Below are 20,095 nucleotides of genomic sequence, written 5' to 3'. Positions count from 1 at the left end.
ATGAAACGGCCCGGCAAGGCCGGGCCGTGTATAGGGGCAATGCTGTGCGAAATATTAGAGCCCCATGGCAGAAGACGTCGAGCGCCGCGGGTCGGCGCCCCCGAAGTAGCCCCCATCGCGAATCAGGATCGACTGGGCCGCGCCCATGGCGTCCTGCTGGCTGATGACATGGCCCTTGGCTTCAAGCAGCGCGATCGTATCCGGGCTGATGCCATCCTCGATGCGAATCTCGTCGGGCAACCATTGGTGGTGGATGCGCGGCACGCTGACCGCCGTCTGGATGTTCATGTCGTGATCGATGACGTTCATCAGCACCTGGAGGGTGGTGGTGATGATCCGCGAGCCACCGGGGCTGCCAGTGATCAAGAAGTTCTTGCCATCCTTCTTGACGATCGTCGGCGTCATCGAGGAGAGCATGCGCTTACCGGGCTCGACCTTGTTGGCCTCGCCGCCGATCAGGCCATAGGCATTGGGCACGCCGGGCTTGGCCGAGAAGTCGTCCATCTCGTTATTGAGCAGGAAGCCGGCGCCATCGACGACGATTCCCGAGCCGTAGCTGAAATTGATGGTGTAGGTGTTGGACACCGCCAGGCCATTGCCGTCGGCAATCGAGAAGTGGGTCGTCTCGTTGGATTCATAGGGTAGCGGGTTACCCGGCGCCAGGCTGTCACTGGGCGTCGCCTTGTCCATGCTGATGCCTTTGCGCAACTCATCAGCGTAGGCCGGTGAGGTGATGCCCTCGAGGGGCACCTCGACGAAGTCGGTATCGCCCAGATACTCGGAGCGGTCCGCGTAGGCACGTTTCATGGCCTCTGCCATCACGTGAATGGTATCGGCTGAATTGAAGCCCATGGCGCCGATGTCGTAGTCCTCAAGGATATTGAGCATCTGCACGATATGGGCGCCACCGGAGGAGGGTGGGCTCATGGCGTAGATGTCGTGGCCGCGATAGGTGCCGTGGCTTGGTTCGCGAATGACCGGCTGATAGTTGGCCAGATCGTCCATGGTGATCAGGCCGTTATGGGCCTCCATTTCGGCGACGATCAGTCTGGCGGTCTCGCCTTCATAGAATTCCCGTGCCCCTTCAGTGGCGATGCGTTCTAGCGTGGCGGCCAGGTCAGGTTGGCGGAAGATCTCGCCGACTTGATAAGGACTGCCATCCGCCTTGAAGAATTTCGCTCTTGATGCGGCCCAGGGTTCGAAGGTCATACGCGCATCATGGATGCCGTCGACAAAGCGCTGAGGAAGCGGGAAGCCATTGTTGGCCAGTTCGATGGCGGGCGCCAATGCCTCGGCAAGGCTCATGGTGCCGTATTGTTCCAATGCCATGGCCAGGCCTGCAACGGTACCGGGAACCCCGGCTGCCAGATGAGTGAAGCGCGAGCGTTCGCTGACCGGGTCACCATCAGCGTCCTGAAACATGGTCTCGGTGGCCGCAGACGGCGCCATCTCACGATAATCAATGGCGATGACCTCGCCGCTCGATTCATCCGAGATCAGCATGAAGCCGCCGCCGCCAATATTGCCTGAGCGTGGCTGGGTGACGGCCAGGGCGAAGCCGGCGCTGACGGCAGCATCCACGGCATTACCGCCCGCTGCCAGTACGTCATGGGAAACCTGAGACGCCAGGAAGTGGCTGGTGGCCACCATCCCTTGAGTACCGACTTGCGGGTGGAACCGTGCGCCCTCGAGAATCGCTTCCTGCGCGAAGATGCTAGAGGTAAACGACAGGCTGCCGGCCAGCAGGCCAAGGACTAGCGAGCGTCGAAAATGTAGGGGCATGACCTTCTCCTGATTGATGGGCTATTTCACTATTGTTGCTTCGTGAAAGGGCTGCAAGGAAAAGCCATAGAAAGGGTTGGTCGGTCCTTCCATGAGTGGCACACCGGGATGCTGGCGCTTCGCGTTCTGCTAGAATGGCGCCCTGTTCCCCTGTCATCCCTTTTCCTAACAGGAGCCTGCCCTGCCCATGAGCGACGCAATGCCTGACTTCAAGATCGCACCCTCGATCCTTTCAGCCGACTTCGCCCGTCTCGGCGAAGAGGTCGACAATGTATTGGCCTCCGGCGCCGACATCGTGCATTTCGACGTCATGGACAATCACTACGTGCCCAACCTGACCATTGGCCCCATGGTCTGTGAGGCGCTGCGCAAGCATGGCGTTACCGCTCCGATTGACGCCCATCTGATGGTGCGGCCGGTCGACCAGTTGATCGGCGACTTCATCGATGCCGGTGCCAGCTATATCACCTTCCACCCGGAAGCGTCCGATCATATCGACCGGTCGCTGGCGATGATCCGCGATGGAGGATGCCAGGCAGGGCTGGTATTCAATCCGGCAACACCCTTGTCCTACCTCGATTACGTGATGGACAAGGTCGACATGATTCTATTGATGAGTGTCAATCCAGGATTTGGCGGGCAGTCGTTCATTCCGGGGACTCTCGACAAGCTGCGTGACGTGCGCCGGCGTATCGATGCCAGCGGCCGCCCGATTCGTCTGGAAATTGATGGGGGCGTGAAGATCGATAATATCGCCGAGATTGCCCGAGCCGGGGCCGACACCTTCGTCGCCGGTTCTGCCGTGTTCAAGGGACGCAACGACGAAGACCCAAACCGCTATGACAGTGTGATGCAGGCCTTCCGTGATGAGTTGGCGAAGGCCTGAGCAGCATGACGGCCTCTCCCTGCTGGCATCTCTATATGCTCAAGACGGCGGCCGGGCACCTTTATACCGGCATTACTACCGATGTGGTGAGGCGCTTCGCCGAACATAGTGAGGGTGTCCGTGGTGCCAAGGCGCTGCGTGGCAAGGGGCCATTGACGCTTCTTCACCACGAGGCCGTCGGCGAGCGCGGCGATGCGTTACGCCTCGAAGCGCAGGTCAAGCGCCTCTCGGCAGCGGGCAAGCGTGCCTGGCTCATGTCTCGTCAACAGGATGTGACTGGCCAGGGGCCGCAAAAACTGCCATAAGTCCGGCGGCATATCCATCAAGCCCCTTTGGTCGCGATCTTCCAAAAGGGGAGATGTGTCGTTAATGCAATTACTATCGATGACCGCTCAATGCAGCGGTGATCGTGCATCGTTCTCTCTTCAAGGAGTCGTCATGGAAATGGATGCCCTATTGGCCTACTTGCAAAATATCGGTACTGGTCTTGCGATCGATCTGGTGGCGGCCTTGGCCATTTTTGTCCTGGGGCGCTGGGCGGTGTCGCTGCTGCACCGGTTGAGTATCAAGGCCATGGAGCGGGCCAGAATCGAGCCGCTGTTGATCAAGTTCCTGGGTAATATCCTGCGGACGTTGCTGCTGATCGTGGTGGTGCTGGCGGCCATCAATCAGTTGGGTATTCAGACCACTTCGTTGATTGCGGTACTGGGTGCTGCTGGCCTGGCCGTTGGTCTGGCGCTACAGGGCTCGCTTGCCAACTTCGCTGCCGGGGTGCTGGTGATTATCTTCCGGCCGTACAAGATCGGTGATTACGTCGAGGCCGGAGGGGTTGCCGGGGTGATCGATGATGTACAGATCTTTACTACCGAGCTCAAGACCGGCGATAACCGCAAGATCATCGTGCCCAACGGTCAGATGATGAACGGTGCGATCACCAACTACTCTTCGCATGACACTCGCCGGGTCGACCTGGTGGCGAGCGTCGGTTACGACGCCAATATCGATACTGTGCGCCGGGTGCTGGAAGACGTGGTCGCGAACGATACCCGAGTGCTTGAAGCGCCGGCGCCCAATATCCGTATGAATGCGATGATGGATTCCAGTGTCAACTGGATCGTGCGGCCCTGGGTCAAGGCCAGCGATTACTGGGATGTGTACTGGGAAATGACGGAAGAGATCAAGCGGCGCTTCGATGCCGAAGGCATCAGCATTCCTTTCCCGCAGCGCGACGTACACGTCTTTCACCATGAAGAGCAGCAGAGCGGGCAGGGCCGCCTGTAAGACTCGCGACGATGGCTGTGTTAGCGCGATAACGACAAGGCCGCCGAGATCATCGGCGGCCTTGTCGTCTTGTTGCCGCTTGGCGGCCTGGCGCTTGTGACCTAGTGCAGCTTCATTTTTGGCTTCAGAAAGCGATTGATGCCGTCGACAACCACGGTCATGCCTGTCTTGACGGTGCCGTGGATGGCGAGCTGGTGCATGCGATAGAGCGAGGCATAGAAGACCTTGGCAAGGCGCCCCTCGATGAAGAGCGAGCGGGCAGAGGCGCCTCGCATCAGCGAGCCCACGGCGTCGAAGTGAGCAAGTGAGATCAACGATCCGCGATCACGGTAGGTGAAATTCTTGAGTGGCTTGCCCTCAAGGGTGGCCAATAGATTGCGATAGAGGGTGCCGGCCTGCTGATGGGCGGCCTGAGCCCGCGGCGGTACCGTACTGCCGTCTTCCTGGGGGCAGCTGGCGCAGTCGCCGAAGGCGAAGATGTGCGGATCATCGAGGCTCCGCAGGGTGCGTTCGACCTTGAGCTGATGGTTATTTTGCGTGGCGAGCCCCAGTTCCGAGAGAAACGCGGGAGCCTTGATGCCGGCCGCCCAGACATTGAGGTCGGTCTCGATTCGCGTGCCATCGGAGGTCATGAAGCCTTCTTCGTCGGCGCAGGTCACCTTGGTGTCCACGTGGATATTGACACCAAGACGCTCGAGTTCGCTTCTAACGGCCTGGCTGATACGCTCCGGCAGGGCTGGCAGGATCCGTGGAGCCGCCTCGATGAGGTGGACTTCGAGCTGCGTGCTTTCAAGCGAGGTGAAGCCGTAACTGTTGAGCATCTTCGAAGCGCCGTATAGCTCGGCGGCCAATTCCACGCCGGTCGCGCCGGCGCCGACAATCCCGACTGACAGTTTGGGATGAATTCGCCGTTCCGGATCGCTGTAGCGCAGGAAGGTATTCAGCATGTCGTGACGAAAGGCTTCTGCCTGGTGCGGGCTATCGAGGAAGTGGGCATGCTCGGCGACGCCTGGCGTCCCGAAATCATTGGAGACACTACCCAGTGACATCACCAGATAATCGTAGTCCAGCTCACGGGAGGGCAGGACCACCGTCTCGCCGTCGTCATCGATAATCGGCGCCAGCGTCAGCTTTTTCTCACCCCGGTCCAGGGCGCTCACGGTGCCACGTTGGAAGCGGTAACCATGCGCTTTCGAGTGGCCCTGATAGGAGACTTCGTCGAGGCCGGAATCGAGGACCCCGGTGGCGACTTCATGCAGCAGCGGTTTCCAGATATGGGTAGAGTTACGGTCGACAAGTACGATTTCGGCGCGCCGGCGCTTGCCCAGTTTGTGACCCAGTCGGGTCACCAGTTCGAGCCCGCCGGCGCCACCGCCGACCACCACGATGCGCGGTAGAGACATGAAAAACTCCGTTGCGTTGATGAATGGAAAGATTGAGAAGCGTAATGATCGCCCTGGCCAGGTAAGCCCCATCATGGAAAACGCGAGATAACGCTCACGCGATAGTTCCAAGGCTATCCACCTGTTGCGGCGATGGCTGACGCCTAGGATATGCCTCTGCTCGTCGCCTGCCTACGGCCCAGGGAGAGTTTTGGTCATGTTTTGTCGTAATATTACATGCATAAACTGGATGTCGAGCGACATTGCCCTACAAACACCTTGATGGGAAGGAAGCGTTATGCATGACCTGGTTCGGGACATTGAAATGGTGGCTTTCGACCTGGATGGCACCCTGATTGATTCCGTGCCTGATTTGGCCGTGGCGGTGGATGCTGCGCTCGAGGATCAGGGGCTGGCGCCTGTTGGGGAGGCAAGGGTGCGCGACTGGGTTGGCAACGGCTCACGCCTTTTGGTCGAACGAGCGCTTGGCGAAGCATTGAACCGGTGGCCCGAGGAGCGTGAGGTCGAGGCGTGCCATGAACGTTTCCTTCTCCATTATCGGGCTTCACCTGTGGCGCGTACCAAGCTGTATCCCGGTGTCCGAGAAGCGCTTGATGGCCTCATCGTTCAGGGAGTGTCACTGACGCTGATCACGAACAAGCCTGAAGCCTTTATTGCGCCGATCCTTGCGCACTTTGCGCTCACGGAGTGTTTCGGCTTGTGCCTTGGTGGCGATTCCCTGGACGAGAAGAAGCCAGATCCCGCGCCTCTTTTACATGCCGCGGCCCATTTTGGCGTGTCGCCAACGGCCTGTTTGATGGTCGGTGATTCTCGCCATGATATCGAGGCGGGCAAACGCGCCGGATTTCGCACGCTTGCGGTGCCTTACGGGTATAATCATGGCGAATCGGTAAGCGATAGCGCGCCGGATGCGGTAGTTGAATCGCTTACTGAACTCGTTTAGTGTGATTTTGTCATTGCACTATAAAAATCGCCTGATCGATAAAGTCCTGCTATTACGGATTCCCTCATGACGCCGGACACCCGTCCTTCACTTCAAGATGCACTTTTTCCAGGCCTTGCTGGCCTGATGCGTGACGTCAAGCGTTGGCGATGGTGATGCCGGCCTGGTCCGGCGCACACCGCTGACCACTGGTTAGTGCGGTATCTGCGCCTCTATGTAAGACTCCACGCTTAAGTGATTCATTCTTGAAGGAAATGCCGGGCATGATGACCCTCGAACGTTTCGATGAGCTGGCCTCTGCCGGCTACAACCGAATTCCGGTGACCCGCGAGGTGCTTGCCGATCTCGACACCCCGCTTTCTACCTACCTGAAGCTGGCCAATATGCCCTGGACCTTCCTGCTCGAGTCGGTGCAGGGCGGCGAGAAGTGGGGGCGCTATTCGATCATTGGGCTGCCCAGCCGTGAGCGTATCGAAGTACGCGGCTATGAGGTGCGCCACCTCAAGGATGACGAGGTACTGGGCGCGAGCCGGGTCGAGGATCCACTTGCCTGGATCGAGCAATTCCAGCAGCGCTTCAAAGTGCCGCGTCTGGATGATCAGCCTCGCTTCGACGGCGGCCTGGTCGGCTACTTCGGCTACGACACCGTGCGCTACGCCGAGCCGCGTCTCGCCGGTGTCGATAAGCCCGACCCTCTAGGGGTGCCGGATATCTTGCTGATGGTCTGCGATGAACTGGTGGTCTTTGACAACCTTTCCGGTCGTCTGACGCTCTGGACTCATGCCGACCCGGCCATCGAAGGCGCATACCCCAGGGCCTGCGAGCGGCTCGAAAGTCTCGAGATTCGGCTGCGCAGCAACACCATCACTACCCAGAGCCCTGGAACGGGCGGACGCGCGGTTGAAGAAGGCCATTTCAACTCGGGCTTCACTGAGGATGGATTCAAGGCCGCCGTTGAGAAGATCAAGGAGTACGTGCTGGCCGGCGACGTCATGCAGTGCGTGCCCTCGCAGCGGATGTCGATTCCTTATCAGGCGCCACCGCTTGATCTGTATCGTGCGCTGCGCAGCCTCAATCCTTCTCCCTACATGTTCTTCTTCAATCTTGATGATCATCATGTCGTGGGGTCGTCGCCTGAAATCCTGACACGTCTGGAGGATGGCGAGGTCACCGTGCGCCCGATTGCGGGGACTCGGGTGCGGGGTGCCACCGAAGCCGAAGACCAGGCGCTGGAAGCTGATCTGATGGCCGATCCCAAGGAGATCGCCGAGCACCTGATGCTGATCGACCTGGGTCGTAACGATGTCGGCCGGATTAGCGAGACGGGAACGGTCAAGGTCACGGACCAGATGGCCGTAGAGCGCTATTCCCACGTCATGCATATCGTGTCCAATGTCACCGGTCAGTTGAAGCCTGGCTTCTCGGCGATGGACGTGCTGCGCGCTACCTTTCCTGCCGGCACGCTTTCCGGGGCGCCGAAGATCCGAGCCATGGAAATCATCGACGAGCTAGAGCCGGTCAAGCGAGGCATTTATTCCGGTGCCGTGGGCTATCTTTCCTGGCACGGCAACATGGATACCGCCATCGCCATCCGCACCGCCGTCATCAAGGACGGTCAGTTGCACGTTCAGGCAGGTGCCGGGGTCGTCGCCGACTCGATACCCGAACTCGAGTGGCAGGAGACCCTCAACAAGGGGCGTGCCCTGTTCCGCGCGGTGGCCATGGCCGAGCGCGGCCTGGATAACCTCGAATAAGTACGCGATAGGCGTTGGCGTTGCAGCCTCGCCCTTGAGGCTTGAAGCCACTGGTGGCCAGAGCTTTGTCTGCAAGAACGTCTTCTGAGAACCGTGCTTGCCTGATTGCCATCGCCCGGAGTGTCCGGGCGAATGCTGGAGATTGATCCATGTCCGTGCTGATGATCGACAACTACGACAGCTTTACCTATAACGTGGTGCAGTACCTCGCTGAGCTTGGGGCGAAGGTCGATACCCACCGCAACGATGCGATCACGATCGAAGAGATCGAGGCCATGGCGCCCAGCCATATCGTGATTTCGCCGGGGCCTTGCACGCCCACCGAGGCCGGTATTTCACTTGAAGTGATTCGTCATTTCGCCGGCCGCGTGCCGATTCTCGGCATTTGCCTTGGCCATCAAGCCATTGGGCAGGTGTTCGGCGGCCAGGTAGTGCGCGCCCCTCAGGTGATGCATGGCAAGACCTCCAAGGTGCGCCACCTGAATACTGGCGTGTTCACCGGACTCGAGAACCCTCTCGAGGTGACCCGCTATCATTCACTGGTAGTGGCTGAAGAGAGCGTGCCGGACTGCCTGGAGATCACCGCTTGGGTCGACGACGATGACGTCACGCCGGGCCTGGTCATGGGCCTGCGTCACAAGACGCTGGATATTGAAGGGGTACAGTTCCACCCTGAGTCCATTCTTACCCGTCAGGGCCACGAACTGCTGGCCACCTTTCTGCAACGTGGTTGAACGTTGATCGCCACACCACGACATGGATCGCGAGGAGAAAAAAATGCAGATGCGAGAGGCGATCGACGCCGTGATGCGCGGCCAGAGCCTGAGCTATGAACAGACGCATGATGTGATGCACGCCATCATGACCGGCGAAGCCACCGACGCCCAGATCGGCGGTTTCCTGGTTGGACTTTCCGTGAAAGGGGAGACCCCTGCTGAGATCAGCGCCGCTGCCCAGGTGATGCGCGAGCTGATGATTCCCGTGAGTGTCCATGGCGAGAATCTCGTCGACATCGTCGGCACAGGGGGAGACGGCGCCAACCTCTTCAACATTTCGACGGCGGCGAGCTTCGTGGTCGCCGCGGCGGGTGGGCATGTTGCCAAGCATGGCAACCGTGGTGTGTCCTCTTCATCTGGCAGTGCTGACCTCTTTGGCGCCGCCGGTATCAATATCGATCTGGACGCCGATCAGGTGGCGCGCTGTATCGACCAGGTCGGGGTGGGCTTCATGTTCGCCCCGAACCATCACACCGCCATGCGCTATGCGGTGGGGCCGCGCCGTGAGATGGGGGTGCGCACGCTGTTCAATATCCTTGGGCCGCTGACCAATCCGGCCGGTGTTCCCAATCAGCTGCTAGGTGTCTATGCGGCCCATCTTCTGCCGTTGATGGCCGAGGTGCTCAAGCGACTGGGCAGCAAGCATGTACTGGTGGTCCATGCGGAGGATGGTCTCGACGAGATTTCCCTGGCGTCCGCGACCCATGTCGCCGAGTTGAAGGACGGCGAGATCACCGAGTACACCATTGCCCCCGAGGACTTCGGCATACAGCGTCAGTCGCTGGATTCACTCAAGGTGTCGACGGCCGAAGAGAGTCTGTCGCTGGTCAAGCAGTCATTGCTTGGCGAAGGGCCGGCGGCGGATATCGTTGCCCTGAATGCCGGTGCGGCCCTTTATGCTTCGGGTATCGCTGACACCCTGAAAGAAGGTGTGCTGATGGCTCAGGATGCACAGGCTTCGAAGCTTCCTTCTGAGAAGTTCAAGGAGCTTGCCGATTTCACGCGGGTCTTTGCGGCCTGATGCGGCTTGGTGACCTGGCCGCCGTTTGTAGATACGGCCTTTGAATAAGTAGGAACCTCTGACATGACTCAAGCTCAAGATACGCAGTCTCAAGGTGGCCCGTTTCAAGACGCTCCGCCTACGGGTCGCCTGCCGACCATTCTGGCGCGCATCCTTAAGCGTAAGGACGAGGAGGTCGCCGAGCGGCGTCAGGCGGTCAGCGAGGAGGCGCTTCACGAGCTTGCGGCTCGCCAGGCCCCGCCGCGTGGCTTCGTCGCTGCTCTGGATGCACGCATTGCGGCCGGTGACCCGGCGGTGATTGCCGAGGTCAAGAAGGCCTCACCCTCGAAAGGCGTGATGCGCGAGGACTTCCGTCCCGCCGACATCGCCCGCGCCTACGAAAGTGGCGGTGCGGCCTGTTTGTCGGTGCTGACCGATGCCGATTTCTTTCAGGGGCACGAGGATTATCTGATCGAGGCGCAGGATGCCTGTGCGCTGCCTGTGATCCGCAAGGACTTCATTATCCATGGCTACCAGGTGGTCGAGGCGCGTGCCATCGGTGCCGATTGTATCCTGCTGATCGTCGCCGCTTTGGATGATGTCCGCCTCAAGGCGCTGCATGATCAAGCGGTCGCACTGGGCATGGATGTGCTGGTAGAAGTACACGATGCGCAGGAGCTTGAGCGTGCGCTGGCGCTGGATCTCGCGCTGGTGGGGATCAACAACCGCGATCTGCATACCTTCGAGACGCGTTTGGATACGACGTTCGAGCTCCTCGAACGAATTCCCGAGGGCGTGACGGTGATCACCGAGTCCGGCATTCATGATCGTGCGGATGTGGCGAGAATGCGCGAGCAGGGGGTACACGGCTTTCTGGTCGGCGAGGCTTTTATGCGCGTAGATGATCCCGGCGCGGCGTTGCAAGCGATGTTCTACTGATCGCTTCAGTCATGCATTATCGCTTCAGTCATGCATTGCTGTGCCGCGGACATGGCTACGTCTCATCGTCGCATGTCATCCACAGCAATGACGCGCGCCATCGGACGAAGTGAAGCGCCTGAACGTAACAGGGCTGCCAATTGGCAGCCCTGTTGCATTTGTGGGGTATCGAACAGCGGGTGCGGTTGCTGTATCAGTTGATGGGGCGCCGGCGTCGTTCAGTGCGCTGGGCTTCCATGACTTCACTGCCGGTGTCTGCATAGGGAAGCCCGATCATGATCTCGCCGCTACGCGGCACGAACGTCTCATGAGAGGTGGCAAGACGGATACGCCCCCCGGGAGTGAAAGCAAATAGCGGCAGTAGTCGATCACGGTACTTGGCGCGGTAGTCCTCGATCTTCATGTTGCTGGTGATCGGCATATACTCGATGTTGGCCCCGCGCGCGATCAGGCTCGACAGACGGGCAAACGTCACATCCTCACCAAAGGCGATGGGCAGATGCCCCAGGGCCTGGTCATGTCGAGGCTGCGGTTTCTTGCCGGCTTTGACCGCCAGGCGGTAGACCTTACCTACACCAACATGGTGCTCGAAGTGCAGGGCCGCCAGGTTATTGAGTTCGCGATAGGGCGACAGTGGCAGCAGGTGACCGATACCGGTCAATTCCAGATGCTGTGCGGCGTGTTCCGAAAGAGGGTCGCCATAATAGACGGGCAGCCCTACTGCTCTGGCTTCCTGTACGGCATCCCAACTGTAGTCGGTGAGCAGTACCTTGAAGCCTTTTGCCTGAAGCGCTCCCGCAATTGCCCGGGCCACGGGGTTGGCGCCGATGATCAGAAAACCTCGCGGCGTCGGGCGGCTCAGTTTCAGTGCGTTGGCCAAGGGGCGAGCCATCAGGCTTTGCATGACCACTGTGCTGATGATCACCAGGAACGTCACCGGTACCAGCATCTCGGCGCCGGGCATGTCCATGCTCTCAAGGCGTAGTGAGAAGAGTGAAGCGACGGCGGCAGCGACGATGCCGCGCGGCGATATAAAGGCCAGCAGCGTCTTTTCGCGCCAATCGAGTGCACTGCCCAGGGTGCATAGCCAGACCGTCAGGGGACGTGCAACGCCCAGCAGCACGGCCAGGAAGGCCCAGGCAGGCCACGTCAGTAGCGACAGTTGATCGGTCGTCAGGCGCGCGGCAAGCAAGATGAATAGCCCCGAGATCAGCAGTACCGAGAGCGTTTCCTTGAATTCGATGATGGGCTGGGTGGGTACGCCACGCATATTGGCCAGCCACACACCCATCACGGTCACCGTCAGCAGCCCCGATTCGTGGAAGAGGGTGTTGGAGACCGAGTAGAGGGTCAGCATCATCATCAGGGTGCCGAAGCTGTGCAGCTTGCGCGGCAGCCAGTTATGGCGGAGTACCAGCCCCCACAGATAGCCACCCGATATCCCCAGTCCGAAGCCGATCATTGCCGTCTTGCCGAACAACAACAGGGTATGCGCGGCGGCATTGCTGGCATCGACAGAGCCCCCCAGCGCCACGAACTCGTAGACAAGGACGGCGGCGATAGCGCCCACCGGATCAATCAGGATGCCCTCCCAGCGCAGGATCTGGGTCAGGTTCTCCTTGGCGCGCAGGGTCTGCAGCAGTGGCAGCACCACGGTCGGGCCGGTGACCACCAGTAACGCGCCAAGCACGCTGGCCATCTGCCAGGATAACCCCAGCAACAGGTAGGCAGCCGCCGTGCCGATCAGTCCTGTCACCAGCACGCCCCAGGTCACCAACCGGCGTACGGTCCGGCCATGCCCCCCCAGTTCACGGAAACTCAGGGTCAAGGCGCCCTCGAAGAGAATCACCGCGACGGCCAGTGAGACCAGGGGAAACAGCAGGTCGCCGAGCAGGGCATCCGGGGCGAGCACACCCGTGATAGGACCTGCGGCGATGCCCGCGACGAGCAGCGTAAGGATGGCCGGCAAGCGTAACTGCCAAGCGATCCACTGGCAGATAAGCGCCAAGAGACCGATGCCTGCCAGTTGGAGGGCTGCATGCTCCATGGGGATGCTCCGGTGAGTTTCAGAAAGCCGCGAAGCCTATCTGTGTGGCAGGACACATGCAAACCCTAATCGGGTTCGACGTGTTCTGGTGACAATGACGCTAGCGCCTCACTCGGAGACAGAAATGATCCCGCATCAAATAGCTCGCGTTGCACCCAATGATACGCATGAGGTTATACGGGGGCTGTCGTGTTCACGACTTACAGGGCTGTGAGAATGCGCGTGTCTGAGCTTGCAGAGCTGTCCGGCCTTATGGGGGCTTGCTATAGGCCTACCCTGACGATCCGTGCTGCCAGAGTAGGCCTCGCCATCAGGCGCTGCGCAGTGTTTCGAGGAGGCCTTGCAGTGGGTGAGCAAGCGCGGTATCGGACAGCCGTTTGGCCTGGCTGCGGCAGGAATAGCCGGTGGCCAGCAGGCGGCCGGCGTTGGTGGAATCTTCTACCTTGGGCTGCCATGACTGGGCATAGATGGTTTTTGAGGTCTCGAGGTTTCGCGCCTCATGGCCGTAAGTGCCGGACATGCCACAGCAGCCGCTCGACAGCACCTCGAGTTCCAGCCCGAAACTGGCAAAGACCTGCTGCCAGGCCTTGGGTGAGCCTGGGGCATTGGTCTTCTCGGTGCAGTGGGCGAGTAGCTTGAAACCGGGATCATGTAGCGTGACGCCGCGCGGCTTGAGGCGGTTGCCCATCGATACCAGCCACTCCTGAAGCATCAGCACATCAGGCACGGCGTCTGGCCCCAGTGACTTCACGTACTCCTGGCGGTAGGTGAGGGTCATCGCCGGGTCGATGCCGACCAGCGGCACGCCGAAGCTTGCCAGACTCTTGAGCCTTTGGGCCTGTCGCTGCGCGGTGCGCTCGAAGGCGCCGAGGAAGCCCTGCACGTTGAGCGGCTTGCCATTGGGGGAGAAGGGCGCGACGAAGACCTTCACATCGAGCCGCGAGAGCAGCTCGACCACGTCCATCACCAGCTTCGATTCGAAGTAGCTGGTAAAGGCATCCTGCACCAGGATCACGCTGTTGGCCTTTTGCGTGTCGGTGAGCAGCCCCAGCGCCGTCGGGGTGGCCTCCGCCACGCCCCAGGCCCTGAGTTGCTTCTTGAGGCTTGCTCGGGACAGCTTGGGGCTGTCGACCATGCCGATGGGGCCAGATAACAGACGATCCACCAGGCGGTTGTCGAGGGCCGCATTGTAGAGCGGTGCTAGCGGCGCGAGGTAGGGCACGACAAATTCCAGGCTACCGATCACATAGTCCCGTGGCGCACGCAGGTAGCGGCCGTGGTAGATCTCGAGGAACTGGGAGCGGAATTCCGGCACATTGACCTTGATCGGGCACTGACCCGCGCAGGACTTGCAGGCCAGGCAGCCGGCCATGGCGTCGTAGACCTCATGGGAGAAGTCCTCCTGCCCGCGGTGCCTGGCCCAGGTGTTGCGGGTGCGGGCGGGGAGGTGGCGCAAGAAGCCCCGGAGGCCTTCGTCTCTCTTCTTGCGCGACTCCTCGAGCACGTCGGTGCCGGCCTGGCCCTGCAGGCGCAGCCATTCACGCATCAGGCTGGCGCGGCCCTTGGGCGAGTGGACCCGCTCGCGGGTCGCCTTGAAGGACGGGCACATGGCGTCATCGGGGTCGTAGTTGTAGCAGGCGCCGTTGCCGTTGCAGTAGACCGCGGCGGCATGGGATTGCCAGACCCGTTCGTCGATCTGGCGATCATGCTGGCCCCGGGTCGGCACGCCGTCGATGGTCAAGAGCCCAGGGTCGACCCAGTTGAGCGTCTGTTCGGCGGTCTCGTGCGGCGCCACGCTCGCCGCCTCAGACGCTACCGCTTGGCCGTCTGAGGAATCCGCGTCGTCGGGCCGGATAGCGGGTTCCGCAGCATCGGGCGCGCTTCCCGCGGTTCCGGGCGGGATAGAGGAGCAGAGCGGTGTGGCGATCTTGCCCGGATTAAGCTGATTATACGGATCGAAGGCGGCCTTCAGGCGCTGCAGGCTTGGGTAGAGCTCGCCAAAGAACTTGGGCGCATACTCCGAGCGCACTCCCTTGCCATGCTCGCCCCACAAGAGACCGTGATACTTGTGGGTCAGGTCGGCGACCTCATCCGATATCTCGCGAATCAGCGCCTCCTGGGCGGGATCCTTCATGTCGATGGCCGGGCGCACATGCAGTACGCCGGCATCGACATGGCCGAACATGCCATAGTCGAGCCCACGAGCATCCAGGGCGGCTCGGAATTCGGCGATATAGTCGGCCAGGTGCTCCGGGGGCACCGCGGTGTCCTCGACGAAGGGAATCGGGCGTTTCTCGCCCTGGACGTTGCCGAGCAGCCCCACTGCACGCTTGCGCATCGCATAGATCCGCTGAATCTGCTCGTGGCCAAGGGCCAGGGTATAGCCGAGCCGTTCTACGCTTTCGTCTGCCGCTAAGTGGTGAGTGAAATCGGCAATGCGTGCCTCGAGTGCTTCGGCATCATCGGCGTTGAATTCGATCAGGTTGATGCCACGGATCGCCGTATCGGTTCGGGTCGCCACCGCCGTGTCGGACTCATCTACCGAGGCTGCGGCTTCCGGGGTCGGGAAGAACTCCTCGACGCTATCCCAGACGAAGTCCTGCATGGCAAGCCCGAGCACCTTGTCATCCACCGTCTCGATGGAAGTGGGTGCCGCAGCGCTTGCCATCAGCGCCTTGGCATCGCGCAGGGCATCCATGAAACTCGAATAGCGCACATTGACCAGCGTCGAGTGCTTGGGGATCGGCAGGACATTGAGGACGGCCTCGTTGAGGAAGCCAAGCGAGCCCTCCGAGCCGCACAAGACGCTGTTGAGGTCGAACTGCTGCTCGTCGTTATAGAGATGCGCCAGGTCATAGCCGGTCAGGCAGCGATTGAGCTTGGGGAACTTGGCTTCGATCAGTCCGGCTTGGGTGTCGATGATCATGCGGGCCGTGCGGTGGACCTCGCCGATCCGATCATCACGCTCGCACGCCCCCTCGAGCGCCTTGGCGTCGAGGGGTCGACTGGTGAGACGCTCGCCGCCCATCAATATGCTGTCGAGCTCGAGGACGTGATCACGGGTCTTGCCATACTCGCAGCTGCCTTGGCCGCTGGCATCGGTCGAGATCATGCCGCCGATGGTCGCGCGGTTGGAGGTCGATAGCTCTGGGGCAAAGAAGAGCCCATGTGGCTTCAGGGCGGCATTGAGCTGGTCCTTGACCACGCCGGCCTGCACGCGTACATGGCGACGCTCGACATCGATATCGAGGATGGCGTTCATATGCTTGGAGACATCGACGACCAGACCATCTGTCAGCGACTGGCCATTGGTGCCGGTCCCGCCGCCACGGGGCGTGAGTGCCACGCGACGGTAGCCCCGTTGGCCGGCAAGGCGTGCAATGCGCACGAGATCCTCACCGTGGCGGGGGTAGAGCACCGCCTGAGGCAGGCGCTGATAGATCGAATTGTCGGTCGCCAGCACTGTGCGGTTGGCATAATCAGGGGCGATCTCGCCGTCGAATCCCTCGGCCCGAAGGGCCTTTAGGAAGCGCAGGTAGTCGGCGTCGAGTCGGGCAAGGCTGTCCAGTTGTGCAATCATGAGGCGCTATAAGACCGTGGATCGCTGCGCTGGCCGGCGGACATCGCCATCGATGTCCTGGCGTGGGCAGTAAAAAGGGAATATGCCCACTTTACCGGAGCCTGCCGGGCGGTGCACGCCGGCGCTGGCGTGGTGAAAGCAGCGGCTTTTCCCTACAATGGGCGCCTGCTGGCGACATTGCCCTTTCATTGACTGTGACGGACAGGATTCCATGCTCGATCCAAAACTGCTGCGTGGTGACCTCGATCAGGTTGCCCAACGACTGGCCAAGCGTGGCTTCACCCTCGATACCGCTCAGCTCGAGTCCCTGGAGTCCAGGCGCCGTGAGCTGCAGACGCAGACCGAACAGCTGCAGAGTGAGCGCAACACACGCTCCAAGGCGATTGGCAAGGCCAAGGCCGAGGGTCAGGACATAGAGCCGCTGCTGGCCGAGGTAAGTGACCTGGGCGATCGCCTGGATCAGGCCAAGAAAGCCCTGGCGAGCTTGCAGGAAGAGTGGGACGCCATGGTCGCGTCCCTGCCGAACCTGCCTCACGAGAGCGTGCCGGAAGGCGCAAGTGAGGACGACAACGTCGAGCTGCACCGGTGGGGCTCGACGCGTGAGTTTGACTTCGAGGTCAAGGACCACGTCGATCTGGGAGCCAAGCTTGGCTATCTGGATTTCGACATGGCCTCAAAGCTCACCGGCTCACGCTTTGCGGTGATGCGTGGCCCGGTCGCCCGGCTGCATCGGGCGCTGGCTCAGTTCATGCTCGATACCCAGACCGAGGTACATGGCTATGAAGAGTGTTATGTGCCCTACATGGTCAATGCTGACTCACTCACCGGCACCGGTCAGCTGCCCAAGTTTGGTGAAGACCTCTTCCGCCTTGAAGGGGAGCAGGACTACTACTTGATTCCCACGGCCGAGGTGCCGCTGACCAACTTTGCCAGGGACGAGATTCTCGATTACAAGGCGCTTCCGGTTCGCCTGACGGCACACACACCGTGTTTTCGCAGTGAGGCCGGCTCTCATGGGCGCGACACCCGGGGCATGATTCGCCAGCACCAGTTCGACAAGGTCGAAATGGTGCAGATGGTCGAGCCGGGCAAGAGCTACGAGACGCTCGAGGAAATGCGCGGTCATGCCGAGGCACTCTTGCAGGCACTGGAGCTGCCGTATCGTGTTGTGACCCTGTGCACCGGCGACATGGGCTTCGGGGCGACCAAGACCTACGATCTGGAAGTGTGGCTGCCGAGCCAGGACACCTACCGGGAAATTTCTTCGGTCTCCAACTGCGAGGACTTCCAGGCGCGGCGCATGCAGGCACGTTTCCGTCACCCGGATCAGAAGAAACCGCAGCTACTGCACACGCTCAACGGCTCGGGGCTGGCCGTGGGTCGCTGCCTGCTGGCGGTGCTCGAGAACAATCAGCAGGCCGATGGCTCGATTCTGGTACCGGAAGCGCTGCGTCCCTATATGGGTGGCCTCGAGGTGATCAACGTCTGAATGCATTAGGTGGCGTGCGTTCGCTTCTGCACCAGTGATTACCCCTGAGGTGCGGTTTGCCTGACCGGTGATCTGACTGCAAAGGCCCCGACGGTTATCCGTCGGGGCCTTGTGCGCTGGGGCGTTCGGTCACGTCATGGCGTGTCAGCGATGGTCCAGTGAACGGCCACCTCGGCCTCGATATCGATCTGGCCCGGGCGATACTCCGTGCTCATCTCCTTGGATGCAGCGTCGGCGCTTCGCATCATCATCTGTGGCTGGAAACGCGGCATCTGCGTTTCCTGGACCAGCAGTACACGCCCGAGGTTGATATCCAGGCGCTCGGCCATCAGCGCCGCCTTGCCCTTGGCTCGGTCGATGGCGAGCGCAAGCGCCTTATCGCTTGCCGCGCTGCGATCCTTGAGGTCATAGCTGACGCCGTCCAGGGAGTCGACGCCTGCACTGGTCAAGGCATCGAGAAGGTCGGGCAGGGCATCGAGATCATCAAGGGTCAAGGTGATGGGGCGCGTCAGTTGGGTGCGTACTTGTCGCTCAGACTGACCCTCAGCATTGACGGGGCCTTGTACGTAGTTCGGTTGCACGGACAGTGAGCCTGCCTGAATGGCTTCGCGAGCTAGGCCTTGTTGTTCAAGGACGCGAATCAGTTTGCCCATGCGCTCCTCCAGCCGCGTGCGGGCCTCCTTGAGTGCCTCCGGGTCTGCCTCGCGGGCCGCGTCGGCGGCGCGCGCCGGAGTACGCTCCCACAGCCGAGCGTTCAGAGTGGCCATGTCTGGTGCGACGTTGAGCGTATGGTGGGCTGATACTTCGAGTCGTCGCTCAAGTGACTGCTGTGCAGCCGGCTGCTGGGCTTCTGCGGTGGCGCTGATTGATAGGCAGGCCGCCACCAGCAGGCTTATGCCAGCCATCATATGTGAGCTTCGATGTTGAGACAGGCGCTGGTGCAGTGACTGGCGGCTTGTCAGAGTTTGCTTGGCTAATAGGGGAAACATGCAACCTCCGTGTAGTCTGGGCGTCATTTTGCCCAACGATTGTGTAAAGGGAGTGGCGAGTCGTTAAACTTCCTTCATCATCCAGCATAAGCGATTCCAGAGAAGGGCCCATGAACGACAAGGATATCGACGAGGCGGCAAGTACCATTCCGCTTAACCTGACGCTGGCGCTGGCTGCTCTGGTGGTCATCATCGGTGGCATGAAGCTAGGCTCCAGTCTGTTGGTCCCCCTTCTGCTGTCGCTTTTCATCGCCGTGATATGCACATCGCCGGTGCACTGGCTGCACCGCCTCGGGGTCGGTTTGCGGCTGTCGGTGTGGTTGACCTTGATGGTGATCGGCTTGCTGCTGAGTCTTCTAGGCCTGTTGTTGGTCAATAGCGTCAATACGTTCATCGAGGCACTGCCTGAGCTAGAGTCACAACTCTATGATGATTATCTGGGCATCCTCAACTGGCTGGCGGGGATGGGGGTGTCGATTCGTCCCGAGCGTTTCTCCGAGTGGCTGGACCCGACCAAGGCCACCCAGTTGATTCCGGCGCTGCTGGGTGAAGTCGGCAATATCTTGATGCAAAGCGTCATCGTGGCGCTGCTGGTCATTTTCCTGCTCTTTGAGACCCTTAACTTTCGGGAAAAAGTGTCCCAGGCGTTGATGAATCCGGCGCCAAGCTTGCAACGTTTCAATGAGTTCAGCCTGACCCTCAAGCGGTATCTGGCGGTCAAGACCCTTATCAGTCTGGTAACGGGCGTGCTGGTATGGCTGTCTTGCAAGATACTCGGTGTCGATTTTCCGCTGCTATGGGCAACGCTGGCCTTTGGGTTCAACTATATTCCCAATATCGGCTCAGTATTGGCGGCGATTCCGCCGGTGCTACTGCTGTTGGTATCGTCTCAGGGCGGGATATTTCCGGCGGCGCTATTGGCGGGAAGCTTTCTCGGCATCAATTTTGTGATGGGCAACCTTGTCGAGCCAAGAGTGATGGGGCGAGCTTTGGGGCTTTCGACCTTTGTGGCTTTCCTGTCGCTGGTGGTCTGGGGCTGGATTCTAGGGACGGCAGGGTTGTTGCTGTCCGTTCTGCTGACGATGACGCTGAAAATTGCGCTCGATAGTCATCCTCAGACGCGCTGGATGGCTCGTCTGTTAGGGCCGGGCTACGAGCGTCCGGTGGTGCCGCCAGCGGAAAAAAAGGCCTCATCAGCCGACTCATGAGTGTTGCGTCAGGGAGTA

General features: G+C 60.6%; 15 protein-coding genes. 10 read left to right on the top strand and 5 right to left on the bottom strand.

What is annotated here, in order from left to right:
- Window positions 1-54: 54 nt before the first annotated feature.
- Window positions 55-1,782, bottom strand: a complete 1,728-nt coding sequence (ggt, locus tag HF027_RS13330) for a gamma-glutamyltransferase (RefSeq protein ID WP_168016477.1) — start codon at window positions 1,780-1,782, stop codon at window positions 55-57.
- 187 nt (window positions 1,783-1,969) lie between these two features.
- Here ggt and rpe point away from each other — a divergent pair, with 187 nt between their 5' ends.
- The 3 genes from rpe (at window position 1,970) to HF027_RS13315 (ending at window position 3,949) form a co-directional block, all read left to right on the top strand.
- Window positions 1,970-2,668 carry a ribulose-phosphate 3-epimerase gene (gene rpe / locus HF027_RS13325; protein WP_168016475.1) on the top strand — a complete coding sequence of 233 codons (699 nt, stop codon included), beginning with the start codon at window positions 1,970-1,972 and terminating at the stop codon, window positions 2,666-2,668.
- 5 nt (window positions 2,669-2,673) lie between these two features.
- The gene (locus HF027_RS13320; RefSeq protein ID WP_168016473.1) at window positions 2,674-2,973 is read left to right on the top strand and encodes a GIY-YIG nuclease family protein; all 300 of its coding nucleotides are present in this window, start codon (window positions 2,674-2,676) and stop codon (window positions 2,971-2,973) included.
- Between the two features lie 133 nt (window positions 2,974-3,106).
- Window positions 3,107-3,949 carry a mechanosensitive ion channel family protein gene (locus HF027_RS13315; protein WP_168016470.1) on the top strand — a complete coding sequence of 281 codons (843 nt, stop codon included), beginning with the start codon at window positions 3,107-3,109 and terminating at the stop codon, window positions 3,947-3,949.
- 101 nt (window positions 3,950-4,050) lie between these two features.
- Here HF027_RS13315 and HF027_RS13310 read toward each other — a convergent pair whose 3' ends face one another.
- Complete coding sequence (locus HF027_RS13310; RefSeq protein ID WP_168016468.1) at window positions 4,051-5,352, bottom strand: NAD(P)/FAD-dependent oxidoreductase; 1,302 nt, start codon at window positions 5,350-5,352, stop codon at window positions 4,051-4,053.
- Between the two features lie 277 nt (window positions 5,353-5,629).
- Here HF027_RS13310 and HF027_RS13305 point away from each other — a divergent pair, with 277 nt between their 5' ends.
- The 5 genes from HF027_RS13305 (at window position 5,630) to trpC (ending at window position 10,764) form a co-directional block, all read left to right on the top strand.
- Complete coding sequence (locus HF027_RS13305) at window positions 5,630-6,295, top strand: phosphoglycolate phosphatase (RefSeq protein ID WP_168016466.1); 666 nt, start codon at window positions 5,630-5,632, stop codon at window positions 6,293-6,295.
- A 266-nt stretch (window positions 6,296-6,561) separates the two neighbouring features.
- The gene (gene trpE / locus HF027_RS13300; protein ID WP_168016513.1) at window positions 6,562-8,049 is read left to right on the top strand and encodes an anthranilate synthase component I; all 1,488 of its coding nucleotides are present in this window, start codon (window positions 6,562-6,564) and stop codon (window positions 8,047-8,049) included.
- Window positions 8,050-8,198: 149 nt separating this feature from the next.
- The gene (locus tag HF027_RS13295; RefSeq protein WP_168016464.1) at window positions 8,199-8,783 is read left to right on the top strand and encodes an anthranilate synthase component II; all 585 of its coding nucleotides are present in this window, start codon (window positions 8,199-8,201) and stop codon (window positions 8,781-8,783) included.
- Window positions 8,784-8,826: 43 nt separating this feature from the next.
- Window positions 8,827-9,846, top strand: coding sequence for an anthranilate phosphoribosyltransferase (gene trpD, locus HF027_RS13290; protein ID WP_168016461.1), 1,020 nt, complete (start codon window positions 8,827-8,829; stop codon window positions 9,844-9,846).
- A gap of 63 nt (window positions 9,847-9,909) precedes the next feature.
- Window positions 9,910-10,764 (top strand): indole-3-glycerol phosphate synthase TrpC, encoded by an 855-nt coding sequence (gene trpC / locus HF027_RS13285; RefSeq protein WP_168016459.1) that lies wholly within the window; start codon window positions 9,910-9,912, stop codon window positions 10,762-10,764.
- Between the two features lie 193 nt (window positions 10,765-10,957).
- On the opposite strand, the gene HF027_RS13280 is transcribed toward trpC, so the two are convergent.
- Window positions 10,958-12,811: a cation:proton antiporter gene (locus HF027_RS13280; protein ID WP_168016457.1), complete on the bottom strand. Its 1,854-nt coding sequence runs from the start codon at window positions 12,809-12,811 to the stop codon at window positions 10,958-10,960.
- A gap of 310 nt (window positions 12,812-13,121) precedes the next feature.
- Window positions 13,122-16,391, bottom strand: a complete 3,270-nt coding sequence (locus HF027_RS13275; RefSeq protein WP_168016455.1) for an FAD-binding and (Fe-S)-binding domain-containing protein — start codon at window positions 16,389-16,391, stop codon at window positions 13,122-13,124.
- A gap of 211 nt (window positions 16,392-16,602) precedes the next feature.
- Here HF027_RS13275 and serS point away from each other — a divergent pair, with 211 nt between their 5' ends.
- Window positions 16,603-17,880, top strand: coding sequence for a serine--tRNA ligase (serS, locus tag HF027_RS13270; protein ID WP_168016453.1), 1,278 nt, complete (start codon window positions 16,603-16,605; stop codon window positions 17,878-17,880).
- Window positions 17,881-18,014: 134 nt separating this feature from the next.
- On the opposite strand, the gene HF027_RS13265 is transcribed toward serS, so the two are convergent.
- Window positions 18,015-18,869: an SIMPL domain-containing protein gene (locus HF027_RS13265; RefSeq protein ID WP_245184800.1), complete on the bottom strand. Its 855-nt coding sequence runs from the start codon at window positions 18,867-18,869 to the stop codon at window positions 18,015-18,017.
- 110 nt (window positions 18,870-18,979) lie between these two features.
- On the opposite strand from HF027_RS13265, the gene HF027_RS13260 reads away from it, so the two are divergent.
- Window positions 18,980-20,077: an AI-2E family transporter gene (locus HF027_RS13260; protein ID WP_168016451.1), complete on the top strand. Its 1,098-nt coding sequence runs from the start codon at window positions 18,980-18,982 to the stop codon at window positions 20,075-20,077.
- The last annotated feature ends 18 nt before the right edge of the window (window positions 20,078-20,095 follow it).

The sequence above is a fragment of the Halomonas salinarum genome, from assembly GCF_012062845.1.
GTDB lineage: Bacteria > Pseudomonadota > Gammaproteobacteria > Pseudomonadales > Halomonadaceae > Onishia > Onishia salinarum.
This window is presented reverse-complemented; position numbering and strand designations above follow the sequence as displayed.

Coding starts and splice junctions, on each gene's coding strand:
- ggt (WP_168016477.1), bottom strand. CDS start 1,782: ATGCCCCTACATTTTCGACGCTCGCTAGTCCTTGGCCTGCTGGCCGGC.
- rpe (WP_168016475.1), top strand. CDS start 1,970: ATGAGCGACGCAATGCCTGACTTCAAGATCGCACCCTCGATCCTTTCA.
- HF027_RS13320 (WP_168016473.1), top strand. CDS start 2,674: ATGACGGCCTCTCCCTGCTGGCATCTCTATATGCTCAAGACGGCGGCC.
- HF027_RS13315 (WP_168016470.1), top strand. CDS start 3,107: ATGGAAATGGATGCCCTATTGGCCTACTTGCAAAATATCGGTACTGGT.
- HF027_RS13310 (WP_168016468.1), bottom strand. CDS start 5,352: ATGTCTCTACCGCGCATCGTGGTGGTCGGCGGTGGCGCCGGCGGGCTC.
- HF027_RS13305 (WP_168016466.1), top strand. CDS start 5,630: ATGCATGACCTGGTTCGGGACATTGAAATGGTGGCTTTCGACCTGGAT.
- trpE (WP_168016513.1), top strand. CDS start 6,562: ATGACCCTCGAACGTTTCGATGAGCTGGCCTCTGCCGGCTACAACCGA.
- HF027_RS13295 (WP_168016464.1), top strand. CDS start 8,199: ATGTCCGTGCTGATGATCGACAACTACGACAGCTTTACCTATAACGTG.
- trpD (WP_168016461.1), top strand. CDS start 8,827: ATGCAGATGCGAGAGGCGATCGACGCCGTGATGCGCGGCCAGAGCCTG.
- trpC (WP_168016459.1), top strand. CDS start 9,910: ATGACTCAAGCTCAAGATACGCAGTCTCAAGGTGGCCCGTTTCAAGAC.
- HF027_RS13280 (WP_168016457.1), bottom strand. CDS start 12,811: ATGGAGCATGCAGCCCTCCAACTGGCAGGCATCGGTCTCTTGGCGCTT.
- HF027_RS13275 (WP_168016455.1), bottom strand. CDS start 16,391: ATGATTGCACAACTGGACAGCCTTGCCCGACTCGACGCCGACTACCTG.
- serS (WP_168016453.1), top strand. CDS start 16,603: ATGCTCGATCCAAAACTGCTGCGTGGTGACCTCGATCAGGTTGCCCAA.
- HF027_RS13265 (WP_245184800.1), bottom strand. CDS start 18,869: ATGTTTCCCCTATTAGCCAAGCAAACTCTGACAAGCCGCCAGTCACTG.
- HF027_RS13260 (WP_168016451.1), top strand. CDS start 18,980: ATGAACGACAAGGATATCGACGAGGCGGCAAGTACCATTCCGCTTAAC.